The 18,719-nt window shown below is 45.6% G+C and carries 20 protein-coding genes and 2 tRNA genes; 7 read left to right on the top strand and 15 right to left on the bottom strand.

From position 1 onward, the window contains the following. From EHO57_RS18735 to EHO57_RS18715, 5 genes are all read right to left on the bottom strand, one after another. The coding region (locus EHO57_RS18735) for an FHA domain-containing protein (protein WP_135698427.1) at positions 1-1,182 on the bottom strand (1,182 nt) is incomplete at its 3' end. Next, positions 1,166-1,951 carry an ATP-binding cassette domain-containing protein gene (locus EHO57_RS18730; protein WP_246050797.1) on the bottom strand — a complete coding sequence of 262 codons (786 nt, stop codon included), beginning with the start codon at positions 1,949-1,951 and terminating at the stop codon, positions 1,166-1,168. The genes EHO57_RS18730 and EHO57_RS18735, both read right to left, overlap by 17 nt. A 2-nt stretch (positions 1,952-1,953) precedes the next feature. Continuing rightward, a complete protein-coding gene (locus EHO57_RS18725) occupies positions 1,954-2,541 on the bottom strand; it encodes a D-sedoheptulose 7-phosphate isomerase (protein WP_135642693.1) in 588 nt (195 codons plus the stop codon). A gap of 2 nt (positions 2,542-2,543) precedes the next feature. Beyond that, a complete protein-coding gene (locus EHO57_RS18720; RefSeq protein ID WP_135642691.1) occupies positions 2,544-3,323 on the bottom strand; it encodes an LBBP_01157 family protein in 780 nt (259 codons plus the stop codon). Position 3,324: 1 nt separating this feature from the next. Then, positions 3,325-4,224: a glycosyltransferase family 2 protein gene (locus tag EHO57_RS18715; protein WP_135642689.1), complete on the bottom strand. Its 900-nt coding sequence runs from the start codon at positions 4,222-4,224 to the stop codon at positions 3,325-3,327. A 55-nt stretch (positions 4,225-4,279) separates the two neighbouring features. Here EHO57_RS18715 and EHO57_RS18710 point away from each other — a divergent pair, with 55 nt between their 5' ends. Then, positions 4,280-6,301 (top strand): O-antigen ligase family protein, encoded by a 2,022-nt coding sequence (locus EHO57_RS18710; protein WP_246050796.1) that lies wholly within the window; start codon positions 4,280-4,282, stop codon positions 6,299-6,301. A gap of 3 nt (positions 6,302-6,304) precedes the next feature. Here the strand turns inward: EHO57_RS18710 and EHO57_RS18705 are convergent. The 3 genes from EHO57_RS18705 to guaA all read right to left on the bottom strand — a co-directional run bounded on the left by EHO57_RS18705 (position 6,305) and on the right by guaA (position 8,383). After that, positions 6,305-6,391 (bottom strand) — tRNA-Leu (locus EHO57_RS18705). A gap of 17 nt (positions 6,392-6,408) precedes the next feature. Continuing rightward, positions 6,409-6,479, bottom strand: a tRNA-Cys gene (locus tag EHO57_RS18700). Between the two features lie 92 nt (positions 6,480-6,571). After that, the gene (guaA, locus tag EHO57_RS18695; protein ID WP_135642686.1) at positions 6,572-8,383 is read right to left on the bottom strand and encodes a glutamine-hydrolyzing GMP synthase; all 1,812 of its coding nucleotides are present in this window, start codon (positions 8,381-8,383) and stop codon (positions 6,572-6,574) included. A 92-nt stretch (positions 8,384-8,475) separates the two neighbouring features. On the opposite strand from guaA, the gene queF reads away from it, so the two are divergent. Further along, complete coding sequence (gene queF, locus EHO57_RS18690; RefSeq protein WP_135642684.1) at positions 8,476-8,889, top strand: preQ(1) synthase; 414 nt, start codon at positions 8,476-8,478, stop codon at positions 8,887-8,889. After that, positions 8,889-9,152 carry a SemiSWEET transporter gene (locus tag EHO57_RS18685; RefSeq protein WP_135642682.1) on the top strand — a complete coding sequence of 88 codons (264 nt, stop codon included), beginning with the start codon at positions 8,889-8,891 and terminating at the stop codon, positions 9,150-9,152. The genes queF and EHO57_RS18685 overlap by 1 nt, the downstream gene beginning before the upstream one ends. A 52-nt stretch (positions 9,153-9,204) precedes the next feature. Here the strand turns inward: EHO57_RS18685 and lsa33 are convergent, their stop codons facing one another. Beyond that, positions 9,205-10,134: a surface adhesin Lsa33 gene (gene lsa33 / locus EHO57_RS18680; protein WP_135642680.1), complete on the bottom strand. Its 930-nt coding sequence runs from the start codon at positions 10,132-10,134 to the stop codon at positions 9,205-9,207. A 247-nt stretch (positions 10,135-10,381) separates the two neighbouring features. Between lsa33 and EHO57_RS18675 the strand changes: the two genes are divergently transcribed. Next, positions 10,382-10,600, top strand: coding sequence for a ferredoxin (locus tag EHO57_RS18675; protein WP_135642678.1), 219 nt, complete (start codon positions 10,382-10,384; stop codon positions 10,598-10,600). Positions 10,601-10,672: 72 nt separating this feature from the next. Here EHO57_RS18675 and fliM read toward each other — a convergent pair whose 3' ends face one another. From fliM to EHO57_RS18645, 6 genes are all read right to left on the bottom strand, one after another. After that, complete coding sequence (gene fliM / locus EHO57_RS18670) at positions 10,673-11,698, bottom strand: flagellar motor switch protein FliM (RefSeq protein WP_016544795.1); 1,026 nt, start codon at positions 11,696-11,698, stop codon at positions 10,673-10,675. Beyond that, a complete protein-coding gene (locus EHO57_RS18665; protein WP_135642676.1) occupies positions 11,695-12,684 on the bottom strand; it encodes a hypothetical protein in 990 nt (329 codons plus the stop codon). The genes fliM and EHO57_RS18665 overlap by 4 nt, the downstream gene beginning before the upstream one ends. A 129-nt stretch (positions 12,685-12,813) precedes the next feature. After that, positions 12,814-13,422 carry a hypothetical protein gene (locus tag EHO57_RS18660; protein ID WP_135642674.1) on the bottom strand — a complete coding sequence of 203 codons (609 nt, stop codon included), beginning with the start codon at positions 13,420-13,422 and terminating at the stop codon, positions 12,814-12,816. Further along, entirely contained in the window at positions 13,422-14,321 is a 900-nt protein-coding gene (locus EHO57_RS18655; RefSeq protein WP_135642672.1) for a peptidylprolyl isomerase, read from the bottom strand. Before EHO57_RS18655 ends, EHO57_RS18660 begins: the two co-directional genes overlap by 1 nt. A gap of 38 nt (positions 14,322-14,359) precedes the next feature. Further along, entirely contained in the window at positions 14,360-15,775 is a 1,416-nt protein-coding gene (argH, locus tag EHO57_RS18650; protein ID WP_135642670.1) for an argininosuccinate lyase, read from the bottom strand. A 32-nt stretch (positions 15,776-15,807) separates the two neighbouring features. Then, the gene (locus tag EHO57_RS18645) at positions 15,808-16,245 is read right to left on the bottom strand and encodes a heme-binding domain-containing protein (protein WP_135642668.1); all 438 of its coding nucleotides are present in this window, start codon (positions 16,243-16,245) and stop codon (positions 15,808-15,810) included. Positions 16,246-16,315: 70 nt separating this feature from the next. Between EHO57_RS18645 and EHO57_RS18640 the strand changes: the two genes are divergently transcribed. The 3 genes from EHO57_RS18640 to EHO57_RS18630 are packed head-to-tail and all read left to right on the top strand — an operon-like array spanning position 16,316 to position 18,685. After that, positions 16,316-16,789, top strand: a complete 474-nt coding sequence (locus EHO57_RS18640; protein ID WP_135642666.1) for an NfeD family protein — start codon at positions 16,316-16,318, stop codon at positions 16,787-16,789. Positions 16,790-16,818: 29 nt separating this feature from the next. Further along, positions 16,819-17,748: an SPFH domain-containing protein gene (locus tag EHO57_RS18635; protein ID WP_135642664.1), complete on the top strand. Its 930-nt coding sequence runs from the start codon at positions 16,819-16,821 to the stop codon at positions 17,746-17,748. Positions 17,749-17,752: 4 nt separating this feature from the next. After that, positions 17,753-18,685, top strand: a complete 933-nt coding sequence (locus tag EHO57_RS18630) for an SPFH domain-containing protein (protein WP_135642662.1) — start codon at positions 17,753-17,755, stop codon at positions 18,683-18,685. Positions 18,686-18,719 lie beyond the last annotated feature (34 nt).

Here is an 18,719-nt window from a genome sequence, read left to right as displayed (position 1 = left end):
TTCGTAAGCCTCTCCCTCTTCAAATTCTTTGAGGGCGATCGGATGAGAACGTTCCGTTTCGATCCTTTCTTCTTCGGAGTATACCAATTGATACTGGTTGCCGTACATTTTTCTGTAGGCATCCTGTTCGTCTTCAATGGTATGCAATCTTTCTTCCGGACTGAGAGAACCTTCCGGCAATCTCCTTCCCTTTTTCCAAACGAGAAGAAGAGCCACCAAGGTGAGAAATACTAAAAAGCCAAGACTCGGCAAAAATATAGAAGGATGCAATAAAAAGGTCCGGACCCTAGTCCCAAATGGGATCTCATATGAAAAGGTCAGTCTTCTAGAGCTTTTCGTTTCCAGCTCTACCTGGACCGCTCCCTCCCCTTGAAACTGCCATTCGTCTTGAAAAGGAGAATCATAGATCAAGGACCAAGGCTTCTTCCTAAAATAATTCTGGTCGGAAAGAAGTTGGCTTCTGAAATCGGGACTGGTCAGAGAATAGAATTCTCCTCCATATCTCTTGGACAAATACTTCGCTCCGTTGGAAGGAAAAGAAAGAATGTGAATGGGAACGTTCCTAGTATACTCCCCGTTTTGCGCCTCCGAAGAAGGAATGAGATCCCGATCATAAAATAGAACCAGGATATAATCGTTCTCCTGTAAACGAGGAGAGATCTTCTGGAATACATAGTCCAGATTGGAGGCAGTGTTCCGATTGGATTTTCCTCCGGGAACCTTTGCTTCTTTCAGAGCCTCCGATTTTCCCAGATCCTCTTTGGAAAGGAATACATCGTCCGTAAAGAACACGAAGCTGAATCTATCCTCGGTTTCCGCACGCTCCACTATGGTCTTGATGATCTCCGTAGCCTGCATATTGTGATCGAAGGAGTCCGTCATCTGAGTGACTAGATAAAAATGTACAGGACGAGTTCCCTCCGGTCTTTCGACCTTGCTTGGGCCAACTCTTCTAGACCGATTTTCCTTATGCTCCGACAAGGCAAGGATCTCCTTATCCAAAGAGAGTCCCTTGCTCGCTCTTAGTTTGAGTTCCACCTGGGGGTAATCGGAAATATCATAGTCTTCTAAAATAAGGCTCTCTGCTCCGACAAACATAGGTAGTACGAAGCTTACAAGAAGAAGGAGTCGAAAAAAGACCGGGAGCCTCATTATGGTACGCAATTTAAGCAAGATTTTCATCCAAGGCAAACAGTTTTCTAGCATACTCGGATCCGGGTTCCCAACCGTTATTCGTTTTATTTAGGGTTTCCACTCTTTTGCCGGACTGAAGCACAGTAATAGTATCGGCGAGTTCTCTGGCTGAACTAAGATCGTGGCTGATAAATAGAAGGCCCGCCTTGGATTCTCGAATACGACTCTGCAAAAGTTCCAGGATGGCCTTTCCTGTCTCCGGGTCCAAAGCGGAACTTGGCTCGTCTGCCAAGATCAGTTCCGCGCCGGAATACACCGAAAGTAGTACCAAAACTCTTTGCCTCTCTCCTCCAGACAATTGGTGAGGACGGGATTCCCAGGCGGCTTCCGGATCGATCAGCCCGAATTCTTTTAATAATCTAAGTCCTTCGCGCTTACTCGCCAGAGAAGGCTGGATGAGAGAAAAATATTCCTGCATTTGGGAGCCTATGCTCAAGAACGGATGTAGCCCGATCGCGGCACTTTGGGGAATGAGACTGATCCTTCTTCCCCTCCAATTCTTCCAGGCACGAAAATCGCCGGAGCGAATTTCTTCACCGAAGATCCGAAACCGATCCCAACTCGCTCGCAAAGGTTCCGGAAGAAGACCTAAAACAGTATTGGCAAAGGTGGACTTGCCACTTCCAGACTCTCCCACCAATGCATGGACTTCTCCTTTCCGGATCAGAAAATCAAGATCTTGTAAAATAGAAGAAGAGCCCGAGCTTACGGAAAGACATTGGCAACTTAGGATCTCATCCGAAGGAGAAGCTTGCAAGTTTAGCTCAATTGGAAGAGTTGCTGTTCGATGATAGAACAGATGATATGACCGATCAGGATATGCGATTCTTGGATCCTTGCAGTTTCCTTTCTAGGAATGATAATGTCCAGATCCGCCATTCCTTTCAACTTTCCGCCGTCCCCGCCTAGAAAAGAGATCGTTTTCATTCCTAGTTTCTTTGCGGCCTCAGTGGCAGAGATCACATTCTTTGAATTCCCGCTCGTAGAAAGTCCTACAAGAAGATCACCCGGTTTCCCGAATGCTTGCACCTGTCTGGCGAATACATCCTCATATCCGTAGTCGTTGGAACAGGCAGTAAGGACCGCAGAGTCGGAAGACAAGGAAATCGCGGGAAGCGCCCTTCTCTCATTTCCGGATTTATAGCGGACAACCAATTCGGCTGCAATATGAGAAGCATCGCAAGAAGATCCTCCATTTCCGCAGAATAGGATCATATTTCCTTTTTCTAATACTTCGGACGCGATCTGGCCGGCTTGTACGATCTGAGGAAGAAGAGTATCCAGAACATCTTTCTTTGTCTGGATGGAATCTAGGATTTGCTTGGAAGCGATTTCTTGTAAGTCCATATTCACTTTTCCTTTTTAGACCGGATCTTAGAGAGCACAAGCTCGAATTCTTTCTTGGCGGAATCAAATTCGTAGAGTGTTAGATTTTCTGAATGAGGGGAATTCCGGTTCCCGCTTACATTCAGAAAATACAATTCCTTGGAAACGATCTGCCTCGTCCTTTCGGATGAATTTGCCTGGAACAGATCCTCGAATTCTTTTCCGAGAAAAATGAGAAGGATGGCAATAGTGCTCGGACGAAGACGAATGAGTATCTGTTGCTTCCAGATCGCCTCCCAAGTTAGGATCTCTTTCCAAGAATCGGCAGACCGCTTTAGGTCCGGCTCTTCTTGCAAAACGGACCAGGATTCCTCATCCCAATCAGGAGTGTTCAATCCGGAAAGAATACTCTTCAGACTTTTATGATCTCCACTGAGAAGACGGTTTAGGTCCGCTTCTCCTAAAAAGACTACGCCGCTCACTTTTCCGTTCTGTTCGGTGAGATAATTCCCTGTGGCGATGACTAGAGAATATTCCCTTCCCGACTTTTCCTTTCCTTCTAAGCGGAAAAGATGTCGGTTATTCTTGGTAAGTTTTAAAGCGGTATTCTCGAAGATCGTGCCGGAAGGTTTCTTTCGGGTCACAAAGAATCGGTCCGCTTTTTCTCGGAGATCCTTTAATTCCCAGGTATAGCCTCTTGTATCACGGACGATTTCCTTCTCGCCTTCCGGAACTGTTTTCTTCTTCTTTCTCCAGAAAAAGATCTTGCTCCAGAATCCAGACTGTTTCTTTTTAGAAGCCATCTTATTTTCCGTAATCTTTTCTGAGATTGGAAGGTCGATCGATCAATTGTTTGCCAAGTTCATATACCTTGGCTTCCTTTAAGAAAGTAGAATATGCAGAAGAGACTGCGATCGCAAACCCGGGAAACCCGTCTAAAAATCCGAACTTGAAAAGATAGATCTCCCAGAATTTACCAAACGGTTTTATGATCGTGCGAAGTACAGAAAAACGTTTCTTCTTATTGAACCTGGTCCAAGCAACGATGGAGGAGAACTTATTGATCGTATCCACTTGCTGAGAAAGATCCTGGAAGCTATAATGTAGGATATCTCCTCGTACCTTTTTACCCTTACCTTGCACCACTAGATAGTCGTGAGGGTTTTCTCCCGCCCAAACGGCCTTGGATTTTCGGATCACTCTGTATTTTGTCTGAGGATACCAACCGGAGAATCGGATAAATCTTCCCATATGGAAAGTTAGTCTGGAGACCTTGAGACCGTTGCAATGAGGATCATCGGGAGACGATAAGAAATCTCGAAGAGAGGATCTAAGTTCCTCGCTCAATCTCTCATCCGCATCCAAGGAGAGGATCCACTCGTTCTTGCAGAGGGAGATCGCGTCATTCTTCTGCTCCACATGTCCCTTGAAATTCTGAGAAGAGAAGCGGACTTCCGGAAAGGATTTACTGATCTCTTTAGTGGCATCCGTGCTATTTGAATCCAGAACGATAATCTCGTCCGCAATATCCCTGCAAGAGCGAATGCAGTCGCCTATATTTGCTTCTTCGTTATACGTGATGATGGCTACAGAAAGTTTTTTCAGAAACCTTTCTCTGTTCGAATCCAGGCTAAGTTGAGGTTCGGTTTTTTTTTTCTTTTTCTTAGGAGAAGGAGTTTCCCGTACTTTAGAAGTTTCTGTCATAAGGTTAGCCTGGCGAAAAGGCGGATACTTTCCTAAAATAGGAGCTTTTCCTTCTTTGTCAGCGGTTTTTTCTGGAAATATACTTGGAAAAAGAAAAGCTGGGGAACCTGTGAATCTTCTTCTATCCGACAGAATTTCCAAGATCTCCGGATCCGTTTCTATCTATTCCTTACTGTTTTTTTTACTCGCCTTTCCCTTATCGGTCTCCGCCTCCCAGATCCTTGCCGGACTTTGTATCTTCTCCTTCTTGTTTACCTTAAGAGAGAATGGTCCAAAATTAAAACCGTTTCTTCTCCCTTGGTCCTTGGTCCTCGGAGCCTATTCGTTCGTATTTGTATCTTCTCTTTTCCACTTCCAAGAATACTCTCATTTTTGGAAAACGTTCACAAGACAGTCCGAGGCAGGAGATTTCTGGTTAGCGTTGATCTTTCCGATCGCGGCCCTTCATTCTTCTAAGGAAGAGAATCAAAAAAGGATCCGTCTCTTTCTTTGGATCTCCTTCGCGCTTCTTTTGATCACTGGGATCGCTTCCGTTTTCAGCGAGTTCCGACTCGGCAAATTTATTTCGAATGGATTCCATCCCGCCCCCGGAGACAGAAGGCAGCATCCCGCAGGTCCCCTTTTCGGTTTTCAAACCTATTTACCGATAGGCCTCATGAACACTCACCTGACCTATGGCGGTTTACTTTCCTTTTATATCCCTGGGATCTTGATACTTACCCTCCAGGCTTTCCGTGAGAAGAAGGTTCCGAAAATCCTTCTTCTCTCTACAGTATCCTTCTTGAGTCTTTGGGTCTTTCTATTGAACCAAAGCAAGTCGGCTTGGTTAGGAGTCGCGGGAGTGATAGGGTTCATATCCTTGAACTACTGGAAGGCATTCAAACATTTACTCTCCAAGATCGATCTGAAGAGAGGATTGTTTGCTTTTCTTCTGATCCTGATCGCACTTACAAGCATCCGGTTCTTCTATCAGAAGAATTGGCTATTGCAAAGGACTCTTTCTCAACTCACAGAGATCCAAACCCCGGAAAACCAAAGGTATTGGATCTATAAGCTGAGCGTTCCCCTTCTTCTCAAAAACCCGATCTTAGGAGTAGGAGGAGGAAGGTTCAAGGAAACCAGCACGCAAGAAGAAGCTCCTCTGATCCAAGCCCAAGAGCAATTGTGGTATGAGCTTTTTATCACGCCGAACAAGCACGCTCATAACGACCTATTGGAATTTGCGATCGTAGGAGGCTGGGCTTCAGCCATTCTTTGGATGGGCTTCTTCTACCTTTTGTTCCGAAGGATAGAAGGAGCACGATTTGAAACTGGCAGTTTTCCTGTCTTAGGAATCGGTTTTATCTGGGTAGCAGGATTCTTTCAATGCTATCTTTTGGATGATGAGGTAGCTCTTCCCTTCTTCGCGCTTGCGGGAATTCTATGGGGAAGGATTACAAAAAAAGAACCTAAGATCTCATGGTTTGCGATCTCGTTCCCCTCCATTACGTTTTTATTGAATACGGGATTTTGGATCTGGAGGCTCAACACTCCGTTTGAGCTTGCCTACGCCAGACAGATCTTTGCGGACACTTCTTCTTATACAAGGCAGTTAGAAAGAAGGGTTCTTCCTTTTAGAACAGTCCCTCAGGAAAGACAAACTAGGCTGCAAGAAAGGATAGAAATATCTGCGAAAGAAGCGGGGTCCGAATTCTCCTTAGAAGGTTGCCTCACTCATCGATATCCGAATCCAGCCAGGCGGAGAGAAGAGCCATATTCTTTAGGATTCTATGTTTTACCGGATAGTCCGAATCCTCCTAAGAAAATGCAGATCACAATCTTTTCAGAAGAGTCCTTCGATGAAGATAAACTCTATTGGTCTCATAGAAAATTCGATCTAAGCACGGAAGAGATCGTCCTGAAACCCGGTTGGAATTCGTACGTTTGGAAGGAAAGTTTGGGACTATCTAAAGTGACCATTTTTCCGGATATCGCATTCTTCCGAAGTTTTAAGATCCGGTTTGCGGATTTTGATCCGCAAAAACCGGTCCAAATCCCCGCAATCGACTTGGGGGATCTTTGCGATTTCAAATTTTGAGATTGGTACCTGGAGCGGGACTTGAACCCGCACGAGCGTGAACTCACAGGATTTTAAGTCCTGGGTGTCTACCGATTCCACCATCCAGGCGTATGAGAGACTCTGGCAGGCGTCGCCCGGATTCGAACCGGGGGTCAAGCTTTTGCAGAGCCATGCCTTACCACTTGGCTACGACGCCGTTAGAGGTATGATTTTGTTCATGGGCTAGGTGTCAATAGAAAACTCTCGAAAGCGAATCCATGCACTCGAGAGATCCATTTTTTCGAAACTTTATTCCCACTCAATTGTGCCGGGAGGCTTGTTTGTGAGATCGTAAAATACGTATTCGATCTCCGGAAGTCGCAAGATCTCGGAAACTAACTCATCCAAGATCTCCTTTTGTAAATGGAAGAAACTCGCAGTCATCGCTTCCTGAGAATCTACCGGTCTGAGTACGATACTTCTCTTTCCAGCTTGGGACCCGACCGGTAAAAGTACCACCGGCATCTGCCAGATCTGATCGTAAACATTTCTTTTCTGTAGGATCTTTTCTACGATCGCGTCTGCCTCTCTGAGCAGATCGCTATCTTTCTTATCCAAATCGATTTTTTGGAACGAAAAGGAAAGGGAGGATATTTCAGAAGCGGAACGACCCAGAAGAAGTACGACTCGATTGATATTTGAGATCTTGTTCGTGATAGAAGTAGAGATCTTGTCTAACTCATCCCATGTCTTGTTTCCCGCGATAGCAGCACAATGTGCATACGATCTCTGGTCCCCTTTTACACCCACGGATGCGACTGGAATAAGTTTCCCTTGGAGAGAAGGATCCGGTCCCAGAAAATCATTCAGTTCTTTCTGAACAGACTCACTGAACGGTTTTTCTTGAGCGATCATTCGAACAACCAGCCCCGGCCCCGGGAAAGGATGTCTGTTCGTCCATTCCTTAGGCAAACCTAGATAACTTCCGAGTTCCCGGACCTCATCCTTGTACAAGTCCTTGATCGGTTCTACGATCTTTCCTTCTTCCATCAACTTTTGGATGGCTTCTACCCGATTGTGGTGGGTCTTGATCGTATGAGAATGTTTCGTGCCTCCACTCTCTATCGTGTCCGGATAAATGGTACCTTGTCCGAGAAGCCATTCTTCCGAATTCAATTCGAGCTCCCTCGCGCAGTCCGCTTGGGCCTCTAAGAATAGATTTCCTACAATCTTACGTTTTTCTTCCGGATCCGTTTTGCCTTTCAATCTGGAATAGAATAATTCGGATGCATCGTGCACATGCAATTGGATCCCTTGGGGAGCGAGTTTGGACTGAAGGCTCGAAACCTCATCCTTTCTCATGAAACCGGTGTCTATCAGAACTCCCTTGACACGTTCCTGGCCAAGAGCTCTGGAAAGAAGTAGATACGAAACTGTGGAGTCCACTCCTCCGGAAACTAGCAAAAAGACTTTTTTACCGGTTGGGACCGTCTTATGAAGCTCTGCTTCCTTTTGTTCCAAGAAATGCTTTAGGTTCCAGGTCCCTTCCGCTCCGGCAATGCGAACGAAATTCTCAAGTAGTACACTACCCTTCTCCGTATGGGTTACTTCCGGATGAAGCTGGATGCCGAACCATCTTCTGTCCTTGTTCTCTACCACTGCAAATTGGCAGTCTTGGCTGGAAGCGGTCCGAGTAAATCCGTTCGGGAGCTTGGTGACCTCGTCTCCATGGCTCATCCAAACGACTTCTCCGCCTCGAAAACCTTTCAATAGTTCCGTCTTGTTCGTATCAATAAAATCTAATGCAGCTCTTCCGTATTCCGCATTGCCTGCCTTGACTTCTCCTCCGAGGAGTTTCATCATTAACTGATGACCATAACAGATACCGAGGACAGGAAGTCCCAGTTCCAACACTTTCGGGGATAAGGAAGGAGAATCTTTTTCGTATACGCTTTCCGGTCCTCCGGAAAGGATAAGGCCGGCAAGTCCGGAATAGGTTTCGATAGGTTCTTCGTTACTTAGGATCTCGGAGTAAGCGCCAAGACGTCGGATCCTGGAAGCGATCAAGTGAGCGTACTGACCTCCGAAATCTACGATACCTATGGTATTTTGGCGTTTCATTTCAGTAAAATCCTAGTGCTTCGTTTTGGAACTCGTGTGTAAAAAGATTCCCAGAGAGAAAGTCCGGAAAACTCTGGTTCTTAGAGGGAATCATGAGCCACGAGCAAGAATCGACCGGAATTTCCACTTACGAGGGAAGACAGGATCATATCCCGAGTCTAAGACTTCCTGAGATAGAATCTTTCGCCAATGTTTATGAGGGGAAGGATTACACAATCGATTTTACCATCCCGGAATTCACTGCGGTTTGCCCTAAGACAGGATTGCCCGATTTCGGAGTGATCGAGATCAGCTATATTCCTAAGGCGAAATGCATTGAGCTCAAATCCTTAAAGGAATATATCCTAGCGTATAGAAATCTAGGGATCTTTCATGAGAATGTGGTAAATCATATTCTGGAAGATCTGGTCCAGTCCATAGATCCGAAGTACATTCGGGTCAAAGGGGATTATAATATCCGCGGCGGGATCAAAACCATCGTCACTAGAGAATACGGTTCTCGTTGATGGACCCGATCTCTTGGTTAGGCTTCACTGCCTGCACACTGACAACCCTCGCATTCGTTCCGCAAGTGATCAAAGTAGTATTGGATAAGAGGACCAGGGATATTTCTAGAAATATGTACCTGGTACTTTCCGTGGGAGTTTTCTTTTGGCTCTGTTACGGATTCTTAAAGAACGATTACCCGATCATTCTCGCAAACATCTTCACTCTGATCTTTGCTTTGATCATTCTTTCCTATAAACTCAAGTCCAAGGACGAGGAATAAAAAAGCCGTTCTTACGAACGGCTTTTTCAAACGAAAGTCTTTCGACTCTAGCTTATTTAGGAGCAGCTTGGTCTTTCAGAGACTTGCGCTGATTCTCCAATTCCTTCTTCGCGTCGTCCATAGAAGATTTTACTTTGTCCTTCTCTTCTTGAGCGGACTTTTTGATCGCTTCTTTCTCTTCTTTTCCGGCGTTCTTAGTGTCTTCTAAGAGTTTACGATTCTCTTCTTTTGCGCCTTCGATGAGCTCTTTATTTCTCTGTTTCTGCTCTTCTAAGCCTTGGAGGATCCTCGCCTTATTCTCTTGGAAGTCCTTCAGGATCTCTTGGATCCGAGCTCTTTGTTCTTCGGTGATGGATTGAACCGTTGCAGCATCGTCTTTCAACTCGTTCAATTCGTCTTCCGTCAAAGGCTCTTCTTTCAGATTATTTCCATCGGAACTAACTTCCTCTCCGGAGTCAGCGACCGCGACTTTGCTCGGATCATCCGCATCGGTAACTTCGACAGCTCCGTTAGAAACTCGAGTGCTCGTTCCCTTGCCAGTCTCCTCTACGATGAAATCGGTTCCTCTTACGGAGGCTACGACGGTAGGCGTGGAGACAGTAACCTTGCTTGTCTTACTAAGCTTGGTGTCGACTTTGGAGAATACCTTTCCTTTGATCAGACCAAAATCCGTATAGACCTCTCCGTTGGCAGAGTCTACGAAGATCTTCTTCAGAACTAAGCTTGTGTTCTCTTTCACACGGACCAAAAGGCCTTCAGTCAATTGAATGTCCGCGTACGAATCTTTTCCGGTCTCGATCTTATCTTCCGGAAGTAAGAAAGTGTCTACTGATACCGGCTTTACTTTTCCGGTCTTATCGAAAATTTTTACAGTCCCTTTAGAGAAGGTGATCACACCTCCTTGCAGGTCCTCTTTTGCCTTTTTACAATCCGAAAAAACAAATGCGAGGGCCAGGAAACAGGTTATAGCAATCCGTTTCATGTAGTTCCGATTCTCCCTTGATGAATTGGTTTCGGGAAGAATACCGACGAAATAAATTTCCGTCCACATTTTTACTTAGGAGTTCCGAATTATTCGGATCCTTTGCAATCAAAATGAAAAAAGGGCTTATACAGGCCTGAAACCCATACTCAGAGGGGGAGTCTCCGGCGAAAAGGTATTGCGCTCCTACCCAGGGTTAGAAATTGTAGCCCTAGACCGCTATCGACAAGTTCCGAGGAGAAACAGAATGAGCAAAATAGCCTACGTAGACAAAGACAACTGTACTTCTTGTAACCAGTGCGCAGATAACCTGCCTAAATACTTTCAGATGGACGATAACGACACTTCCGAGACTCATATCGGTGGAGAGCAAGTAAACCAAGCTCCCATTCCCGAAGAAGATTGGAAAACCGTTCAGAAAGAAATGGACGAATGTCCAGGCGAATGCATCCACTGGAAAAAGTAATCAGTACTTAATAGAAAACGAAACTGATATAAAGCGGGAACCTTCCCGCTTTTTTTATGTCTGGGAGAAGGATCAGTATTCTTGTTCTGATCTTGTAGAGCCGAGCAATTCGTCCGGAATATCTTCCACTCTGTCCCCGATCTGGATGGCGAGTCGGTTGCCCACCCTTCCCGGTAAACATTTGAACTTCTTACGTTCTCCGACTTTCACAAGCATATCGGACCGAGTGGTTGTGTTCTCTAACTTCACTACGTCCCCCACTGTCAGGTTCATGAAGTCCATGATGGAAATATCCACGGAACCTACCTCTGCGATCACTGGGATCTGCACCTGATCCAATCGTTCTTGGATGATGGCACGGTTCTCGTCCAACTCACCCTTACGAATCGAAGAATACCAATACTGTGCAGAAAGCTTGTTGATGATTGGTTCAATCGTGATGTAAGGAATACAAAGGTTGGTCAACCCTTCTACTTCTCCAATCTTGGTTTCCAAGTTGATCAAAACCACCATGTCATTCGGAGGAACCACCTGAGCGAATTGAGGGTTGGTCTCGATATTCCCTAAACGAGGACGTAAGTCGATCACTGTGGACCAGGCTTCCCTCATGTTCCCAAGAATACGAACGATGATCCCTTCCATTACGCTCATCTCAATCTCGGAAAGTTCTCGAGAGATCTTCGCAGTCTCTCCCTTACCTCCGAAAAGACGATCGATGATGGTAAAGGAAATAGAAGGATCGATCTCCAGAATTGCAGAACCACGAAGAGGGTCCATATTGATCACTGCCAAAGTGGTCGGGTTCGGAATGGAACGAATGAATTCTTCGTAGGTCAACTGATCCACAGCAGCCACATGCACATGGACCAAGGCTCGAAGCTGAGCGGAAAGTCCAGTGGTCGCCAAACGAGCAAAGGTTTCGTGCATCATCTGTAGAGTACGGATCTGGTCTTTGGAGAATTTATCCGGACGTTTGAAGTCGTAGATCTTGACCTTTTTCTGTTCTCCTACGGAAGAATACTCATCTTCCGCAACTTCTCCGCTGGAGATCGCGTTTAAGAGTGCGTCGATCTCGTCTTGCGATAATATCTCGGTCATTTTCTCACCTTTGCTAGCAGATTCGCTACTTTCCAAAACAGGCCGGAGCCTTCCGGAATCCTTCTCAGAGTAAATTCGTACTCGTAGCGAACAGGGATCTTATTCACCCTTCTCTCTACTGCTACACGCACCTTGGAGAGATTGGTACTTACCTTATCCACTCCCAGGATCTTATAATATTGTAGCACGCCGGATCTATTCTCCGAGAGATAATTTCTAAATTCTTCTAAAACGAAATCCTTTTCTGCCTCTTCTGCCTGCTGCCAATCCTTGGCATACCGATCATAAGCGAGTATATATTCGGGGAAATGGATCCACTTAAAGTGAAGTTTCCAATTCTGCTTCTTCTCTGCACCCATAAAGAGATGGATCACTTCTTCCGGTTCCAATCCGTCCGTCTGCGGATCTTGGTATGGAACTCCTGGCAGGACCCAGTCCTTCTTCCTTTCTTCCACACTAAAATACGGATGGCTTTCCGAACGAATGAAATGATCTCCGTATTCGGAGATATTGGGATAAAAATACGCTGTTACGAAATACTTCTTTCCGGCTTCAAATTCATAGATCCGATCCAGTCGTATTTCCTTGGAGAAGGTCTCGTCCTTATGAAGGATAATCTCTTTGACCTCGTCGCCTACTAGATTTTCTACTTTATTCCTTCTCTTTAGGACGGGATCGAGTTTAGGCTCTTCTTCGAACTTAGTGACTGTTCGTCCATCCTCGTCTCTCACAAGAACCTGAAAAGAGCGCAGATCTTTTCCATAGGGAAAGATCCGAAGCACTTCGTTGCCCGTATTCTTTACGGAGAGCACTGCCGAGATCGGCTCTTTCTCCCTGAATTGCATTTTAGGGATCCTGATATCCACGATCCCCTGGGCTTGGATATAGTTTTCGGAGACTTCTCCTCTTGCGTTGCGATTCGGATACGCATGCAGAGCGGCGCTAGCCAAGATTGATGTGATGATGATTAGAAGAATTCGATCCATTCCAAAATGCCGCAGTTTCGAAGCCTAGGCCCCGAAAACGAAAAAGTTTTCCTTCTCTCTTTTTACACTTCGGCAGGAATTCTCGAAATCCATCCAAAAATCCCCGGTTTTCGGGTCAAAATCGGAGGTTTAAGATTCTGCGTCTTCTATGATATAATCTGCGATCCGGATCAACCTACCGAGCACGGGCTTGAGTTTGGTGTATTCCTGAAGATTTTCTTCGTATTTTTCCAGGATCGGAGTGACAGAGCTCACTGCCTTGGGAGACAGATTCAGGCTTCCTATATTGGCTTCGGAGAGTTTGTCTGCGGATTCGAGGGTTTCCAGGAATTTGGAGAGTTCCTTGAACATGGATTCGTCCGCTCTATCGTTCTTCTCAAAATTGGATTCTATTTTTAGAATATAGTCAGTCAAGGTTTGCTTGAGCCGGACCTCTTCCTCGTTGGCCCTTCTCTTTGCAGTGAGCGTATTCACCTTGCTATAACGAGCCATTGCTTCTTCGTATGTCTGGCTGAGGGATTGGCGGTTTTCCTGTACCGCTCGGACCAGCAGCACTATGGATCTGAAATCCCAAGCGGTGTCCTTCTTGGATCGGATCTCGTCCAGGAGGGGCCCGCCAAGGGTCCCCTCTAGATTTAGATTAGATAATATCTCTAAGATCTTGCCCGTGGAAGCAGACGCATGGATCTCTCGGGCTACCGAGAGAAAGATAGGATTCTGGTCCAGGGCAGATTTCATTATTTTGGTTCTCTACGGTCGAAGATTAAGACCCTACGGATCGTAGTCTTCCCATTTCCGGAGGCGATCACCTTATCGATCACATCGGAACCGCTTACGATTTGGCCGAAGACGGTATGTAATCCGTCCAAATGAGGAGTATCTACCTGATTCACAAAGAACTGAGAACCGTTTGTGTTCGGTCCGGCATTCGCCATTGCCAAGGCTCCTTTGATCGCCTTATGGCTCTGGACCACTTCATTATAACGATATCCTAATCTATAGAGAACTTCCATAACCGAGAGTCCTTTCGCTTTTTCGAAATTGCTCTCTAGTTCTTCCTTTCTATCTTCGAATTCCTTTTGGCTGCGGATCCCTAATTCTTGCGTTACATATCTTTGGAGATAGCTCATATAATAAGGGACCTGTCCGATCTTTTGCTTATCCAGTCCTAGACTTCTTGCATTGATCTCGTCTGCAAATTTATATCCGGGCGTTCCGGAACCGTCTCCGTATGGACATCCACCTTGGATCATGAAATTCTCGATCACTCTATGAAAGGTCAATCCGTCGTAGAAAGGTCGTTTCTGAGGTTGTCCGTTCCTTAGGGTGAATTCCTTCTCTCCTTGCGCGAGATCTATAAAGTTCTGTACTGTATAAGGAGCATCCTTGTCGAATAGCTCGAACACCATATCTCCTTGAGACGTTTGTATTACCGCATAGATTGCTTTTTTTTCGGGAAGTGCGTATTTCGCAGTCTCTACTTTCTTAACGGTTACGTTCAGGGGAGTATAGGTTTCCGGAAGGTATCTGAGCTCAGAGTATGGATTTGCTTTGCAGGCAAAACCGAATAGGAAGAGTAAAAGTCCTAAGACCAAAGGTTTGTAGGAGCTCCTACGGATCGAAGATATTTGCTTCATTCTTTATTCCTTTTAGATGATCCAATCCTTGGATGCATTCAATTTTTTGAAGATGATTCCAGGCTTTTTCTAGCCAGTTCCAACTGTTCTAGCTGTCTAGATCTTGCGGTTCCACCGTAACTCGCCTTTTTGTCTGCGGACAATTCCAGACTGACTGCCTTTTCATATTCTTTTCCGGAGAAATGAGGAGAGATCTTGGTACGGATCTCTTCCGGAATGGTGAAAAGGTTTTCTTTTCTTTCTACACATTCGGATACGAGTCTTCCTACAAGTTCATGAGCCGTTCGGAACGGGATCTTCTTTTCTCCCACCAAATAATCGGCGAGATCGGTAGCGGTAGCAAACCCTTCCTTCAAGGAGCGTTCCCCTCTTTCCGGACGGAATTGCATCTCGGAAACCATTGCCTCTAATCCCTCTAAACTGATAAGAACAGTTTCCACAGCATCGAAGACCGCGAGCTTATCTTCTTGCAAGTCCCGATTGTAAGTTAAAGGCAATCCTTTCAGAAGTCCGATCAGATGATTTAGATTTCCGGCAACCCTTGCCGATTTTCCTCGGATCAATTCGGCGATATCCGGATTCTTCTTTTGAGGCATGATAGAAGAACCTGTAGTCAAAGAATCCGGCAGTTTGACGAGCCCGAACTCCTGAGAAGAATATAGAATGATATCTTCACAGAACCGGGAAGCATGCAGCATTGTTTGGGTGGCTGCAAATAAGAACTGCAATAAATGGTCTCGACTCGCAACGGCATCCATACTATTCGGGGAAATCCCGTTCGTTTTCAATTCGGAAGCAAGAAAATCCCGATCATTTTGGTAGTTCACTCCAGCCATGGCACCGGAGCCTAAAACGAGTAGGTTCGCATTCTCCTTGGCAAACTCGAAGAACTCCGTATCCCGAGTAAACATCCAGAAGTATGCGAGTAGAAAATGAGAGGCACGAACCGGCTGTGCCACCTGCAAATGGGTATAACCTGGAATAATGGTATCCACATTCTCTGAAGCCCGAGTATATAATGCTTTTCTTAAGGACTCCAGACGCTCTTGGATCTCTAGGATCCTGTTCCGAACATAGAGACGAGTATCCTGGGCCACCTGATCGTTTCTAGACCTGGCTGTATGGAGCTTCTTTCCGACCTCGCCTTTGAGTTCCGTAAGCCTGGATTCGATATGCATATGAATATCTTCTAGCTCGGAACTATATTTGAAATTTCCGGATTCTATTTCTGACTCTACTTGAGCAAGGCCTTCTAGGATCTGCTTTAACTCTTCCGCATTCAGTATGCCGATCTTATGAAGCATCTTTGCATGAGCCCTGCTTCCTTCCAGATCTTCCTTGTACAATTTTTTGTCGAAGGAAACGGATTCCCCTATCCTTTCCATGATGGGAGAAGCGGATTCCTTGAATCTGCCTCCCCAGAGTTTAGCGTTGCCTTCTTCTTTTTTTTGCATCGAATTTACTTTCTTTTAGATCATCTTGCGATCTATTCTTTCTCGGAGAAGGTTTGTAGCCAATCCCTTATGATCTCTACTTCTTCCTTATCTAATTTTGCATCCGAGTGGAGGAAGATATACTCTTTAGGAGGCATTGCCCCATCTTCAATCTCCTCTAGGATCTCTTCGGCCTTATCTGCTTTTTTGGCTGCAATCAACGTTTCCCATTCGGAAAAATTCAGTTCCTCTCGCCCTTCTTCCACATGATGAGCGATATATAGGGAAACAGGAAAAACCTTTGAATACCAAGGCCATTGGACCAGATCCGAATGACAGTCGTAACAGGACCTTCTCAAAATCTTTTTGACTCGTTCTTCCGTTTTGATTTCATTAGCATTCATTCCTAACGGAGGACGTACGGGGATTAACTGAAGAGCGAGGAATACGACCCCTAGCCCTATTCCAAGACGAATCCATATTTTTCTCATCGTTTCCCGCTAAGAATATGGACGGGAATGTTTTTGAAAATAGAATTTTCCCCTTTCAATAAACCGGAGCATGGACTTTTTTCAAGACGGACATACACTTTCTTATCTCTGGATCGGTACAGGGATCCTCCTCATGATCGCAGAGCTTTTTGTCCCAGGAACCTTTGTTTTCTTTTTAGGACTTTCTGGGGTGATCGTGGGAGCACTTTCCTATTTCATAGATTTAAGAATCGGGACACAAGCTGCGATCTGGGCGGCCCTTTCCGGAATTTTGATACTGATCGGCGGAACCTTTCTCAGAAAATTCTTTCCTTCGGCGAGCGAAACGGCTACTCTCAGCCCCGACGAAGGACCGGGTCGGATCGTCTCCGTTTCCAAAGATGTCCTAGTGGAAAGAAGAGGCGGACGTATCTTATTCCAAGGCACCGAATGGGACGCGATCAGCAAATCAAAAAGGATCCCTGCCGGAAAGAGAGCTAAGATCATAGAAAGGGAAAATCTCACTTTCATAGTCGAGCCTTTGGAATTCCCCGAAATACAATAATAAAAATAGGAGATTGGAAGGGTACAAATATGTTCCTAATTTTCACTTTGGCGTTTATCGCCTTGATCTATCTGGTGTCGAAGACCTTCATCATCGTCCCACAAAATTACAGTTTTGTTGTGGAACGTCTGGGAGTCTTCCGAGGAGCCTTGGGTGCAGGCTTTCATTTTCTCATCCCGATCCTGGATCAGGTCAAGTACAGACAGAACCTGAAAGAGATCGCGATCGATATTCCTCCGCAGACATGTATTACCAAGGATAACGTTTCCATCTTAGTGGATGGGATCCTATATATCCGGATCATGGATGCATATAAGGCTTCTTACGAGATAGAGAATTATCTGAGCGCAACCATTCAGTTGGCTCAGACAACTCTTCGTTCAGAGATTGGTAAACTGGTGCTCGACCATACCTTCTCCGAAAGGGACGATATCAATGCGAATGTTGTGAGAGCCTTGGACGAGGCTACCGATCCTTGGGGGATCAAGGTCACTCGCTACGAGATCAAGAATATCTCCCCTCCAAAAGAAATCCTGCATGAGATGGAAGAGCAGGTAAAAGCAGAACGGGTCAAGAGAGCTGAGATCACTATCTCCGAAGGTGAGAAGGTTTCTAGGATCAATCGCTCCATGGGAGAAAGACAGGAAGCGATCAATCTTTCCGAAGGAGAAAAGATCAAAAAGGTCAACGAAGCCGAAGGAAAGGCAAAGGAAATCGAGTTCATTGCCAAAGCAAAAGCGAAAGGGATCCAGATGATCTCGGAGTCCATCGGAAAAGACGGAGGCACAGAGGCTGTGAATCTACAGATCACAGAAGACTATCTTTCCGGATTAGGAGAGATCTTACAGAAAGCCAAGACAACTGTGCTTCCTACCGAGATGGCGAATATTGTGGGGGTCTTCGAAGGGCTTTCCAAGGTAACGAATAAGATCCCGGACTTAGGTGCCGGCAAGGAATAAGAAAATGTCCACAGTAATCGATGTTTTTCTCACCATATTTTGGTTCGGATTCTTTTTGTACTTCGCCTATAAGATCTATCGTTCCGTTCGGATCGTATCCGCTCAAGAATGCATTATCGTAGAGCGACTCGGAAAATACAGTAGAACCCTTCACGCAGGATTCCATATTCTCATTCCGTTCCTAGACTCGGATGCATATTACCATACTCTAAAGGAGCAATCCATAGACGTTCCTCCTCAGACCTGCATCACCAAAGACAACGTGAAAGTGGAGATGGACGGGATCTTGTATTTGAGGGTCTTGGATCCTCAGAAAGCAAGCTACGGAATTGAGGACTATCATTTCGCAGTCACTCAACTTGTGCAGACTACCATGAGAGCGATTATTGGAACCATGGATCTGGACACTACATTTGAGACGAGAGAAGTCATCAACAGCAAGATCCTAGAAGTACTGGACCAAGCGGCGGAACCTTGGGGAGTCCGGGTCAATCGTTATGAGATCGTAAATATCGCTCCTCCTAAATCTGTGATAGAGGCTATGGAAAGGGAGAAGAAGGCCCAAATCGCAAAGAAAGCCCAGATCTCTCTTTCTGAAGGAGATAGGGATTCTCGCATCAACCGCTCCTTGGGGATCAAGGAAGAAGCCATCAATAAGTCCGAAGGTGAAAAGCAAAAAAGGATCAACGAGGCAGAAGGTCTTGCTTCCGAGATCGAATCCATTGCTGTTGCTACTGCAAAAGGGATCGAGCTTTTGGCAAGTGCCATCCAGACCAAGGGCGGAAAGGAAGCGGTCAAACTCCGGATCGCTCAGAGATTCATTAAGGAAGTGGAGAAGTTAGGCCAGGAAGGAACGGAGTTAGTACTCCCCTTAAACCTATCGAATTTCAAATCCGTAATGAAGGCAGTCTTAGGAAGCGAAGAGAAGAAGTCTTAGATCCGGAAGGACTATAAAAAGTTCCGGATCGCAT

The sequence above is a fragment of the Leptospira langatensis genome, from assembly GCF_004770615.1.
GTDB classification, from domain to species: domain Bacteria; phylum Spirochaetota; class Leptospiria; order Leptospirales; family Leptospiraceae; genus Leptospira_B; species Leptospira_B langatensis.
Note: the sequence above shows the minus strand (reverse complement) of the source record. Positions and strands in the feature narration are given on the sequence as shown.

Bases quoted from the DNA above. Each gene is read 5' to 3' on its own strand.
- EHO57_RS18725 (WP_135642693.1), bottom strand. From the start codon at position 2,541: ATGGACTTACAAGAAATCGCTTCCAAGCAAATCCTAGATTCCATCCAG.
- EHO57_RS18720 (WP_135642691.1), bottom strand. From the start codon at position 3,323: ATGGCTTCTAAAAAGAAACAGTCTGGATTCTGGAGCAAGATCTTTTTC.
- EHO57_RS18715 (WP_135642689.1), bottom strand. From the start codon at position 4,224: ATGACAGAAACTTCTAAAGTACGGGAAACTCCTTCTCCTAAGAAAAAG.
- guaA (WP_135642686.1), bottom strand. From the start codon at position 8,383: ATGAAACGCCAAAATACCATAGGTATCGTAGATTTCGGAGGTCAGTAC.
- queF (WP_135642684.1), top strand. From the start codon at position 8,476: ATGAGCCACGAGCAAGAATCGACCGGAATTTCCACTTACGAGGGAAGA.
- EHO57_RS18685 (WP_135642682.1), top strand. From the start codon at position 8,889: ATGGACCCGATCTCTTGGTTAGGCTTCACTGCCTGCACACTGACAACC.
- lsa33 (WP_135642680.1), bottom strand. From the start codon at position 10,134: ATGAAACGGATTGCTATAACCTGTTTCCTGGCCCTCGCATTTGTTTTT.
- EHO57_RS18675 (WP_135642678.1), top strand. From the start codon at position 10,382: ATGAGCAAAATAGCCTACGTAGACAAAGACAACTGTACTTCTTGTAAC.
- fliM (WP_016544795.1), bottom strand. From the start codon at position 11,698: ATGACCGAGATATTATCGCAAGACGAGATCGACGCACTCTTAAACGCG.
- EHO57_RS18665 (WP_135642676.1), bottom strand. From the start codon at position 12,684: ATGGATCGAATTCTTCTAATCATCATCACATCAATCTTGGCTAGCGCC.
- EHO57_RS18660 (WP_135642674.1), bottom strand. From the start codon at position 13,422: ATGAAATCTGCCCTGGACCAGAATCCTATCTTTCTCTCGGTAGCCCGA.
- EHO57_RS18655 (WP_135642672.1), bottom strand. From the start codon at position 14,321: ATGAAGCAAATATCTTCGATCCGTAGGAGCTCCTACAAACCTTTGGTC.
- argH (WP_135642670.1), bottom strand. From the start codon at position 15,775: ATGCAAAAAAAAGAAGAAGGCAACGCTAAACTCTGGGGAGGCAGATTC.
- EHO57_RS18645 (WP_135642668.1), bottom strand. From the start codon at position 16,245: ATGAGAAAAATATGGATTCGTCTTGGAATAGGGCTAGGGGTCGTATTC.
- EHO57_RS18640 (WP_135642666.1), top strand. From the start codon at position 16,316: ATGGACTTTTTTCAAGACGGACATACACTTTCTTATCTCTGGATCGGT.
- EHO57_RS18635 (WP_135642664.1), top strand. From the start codon at position 16,819: ATGTTCCTAATTTTCACTTTGGCGTTTATCGCCTTGATCTATCTGGTG.
- EHO57_RS18630 (WP_135642662.1), top strand. From the start codon at position 17,753: ATGTCCACAGTAATCGATGTTTTTCTCACCATATTTTGGTTCGGATTC.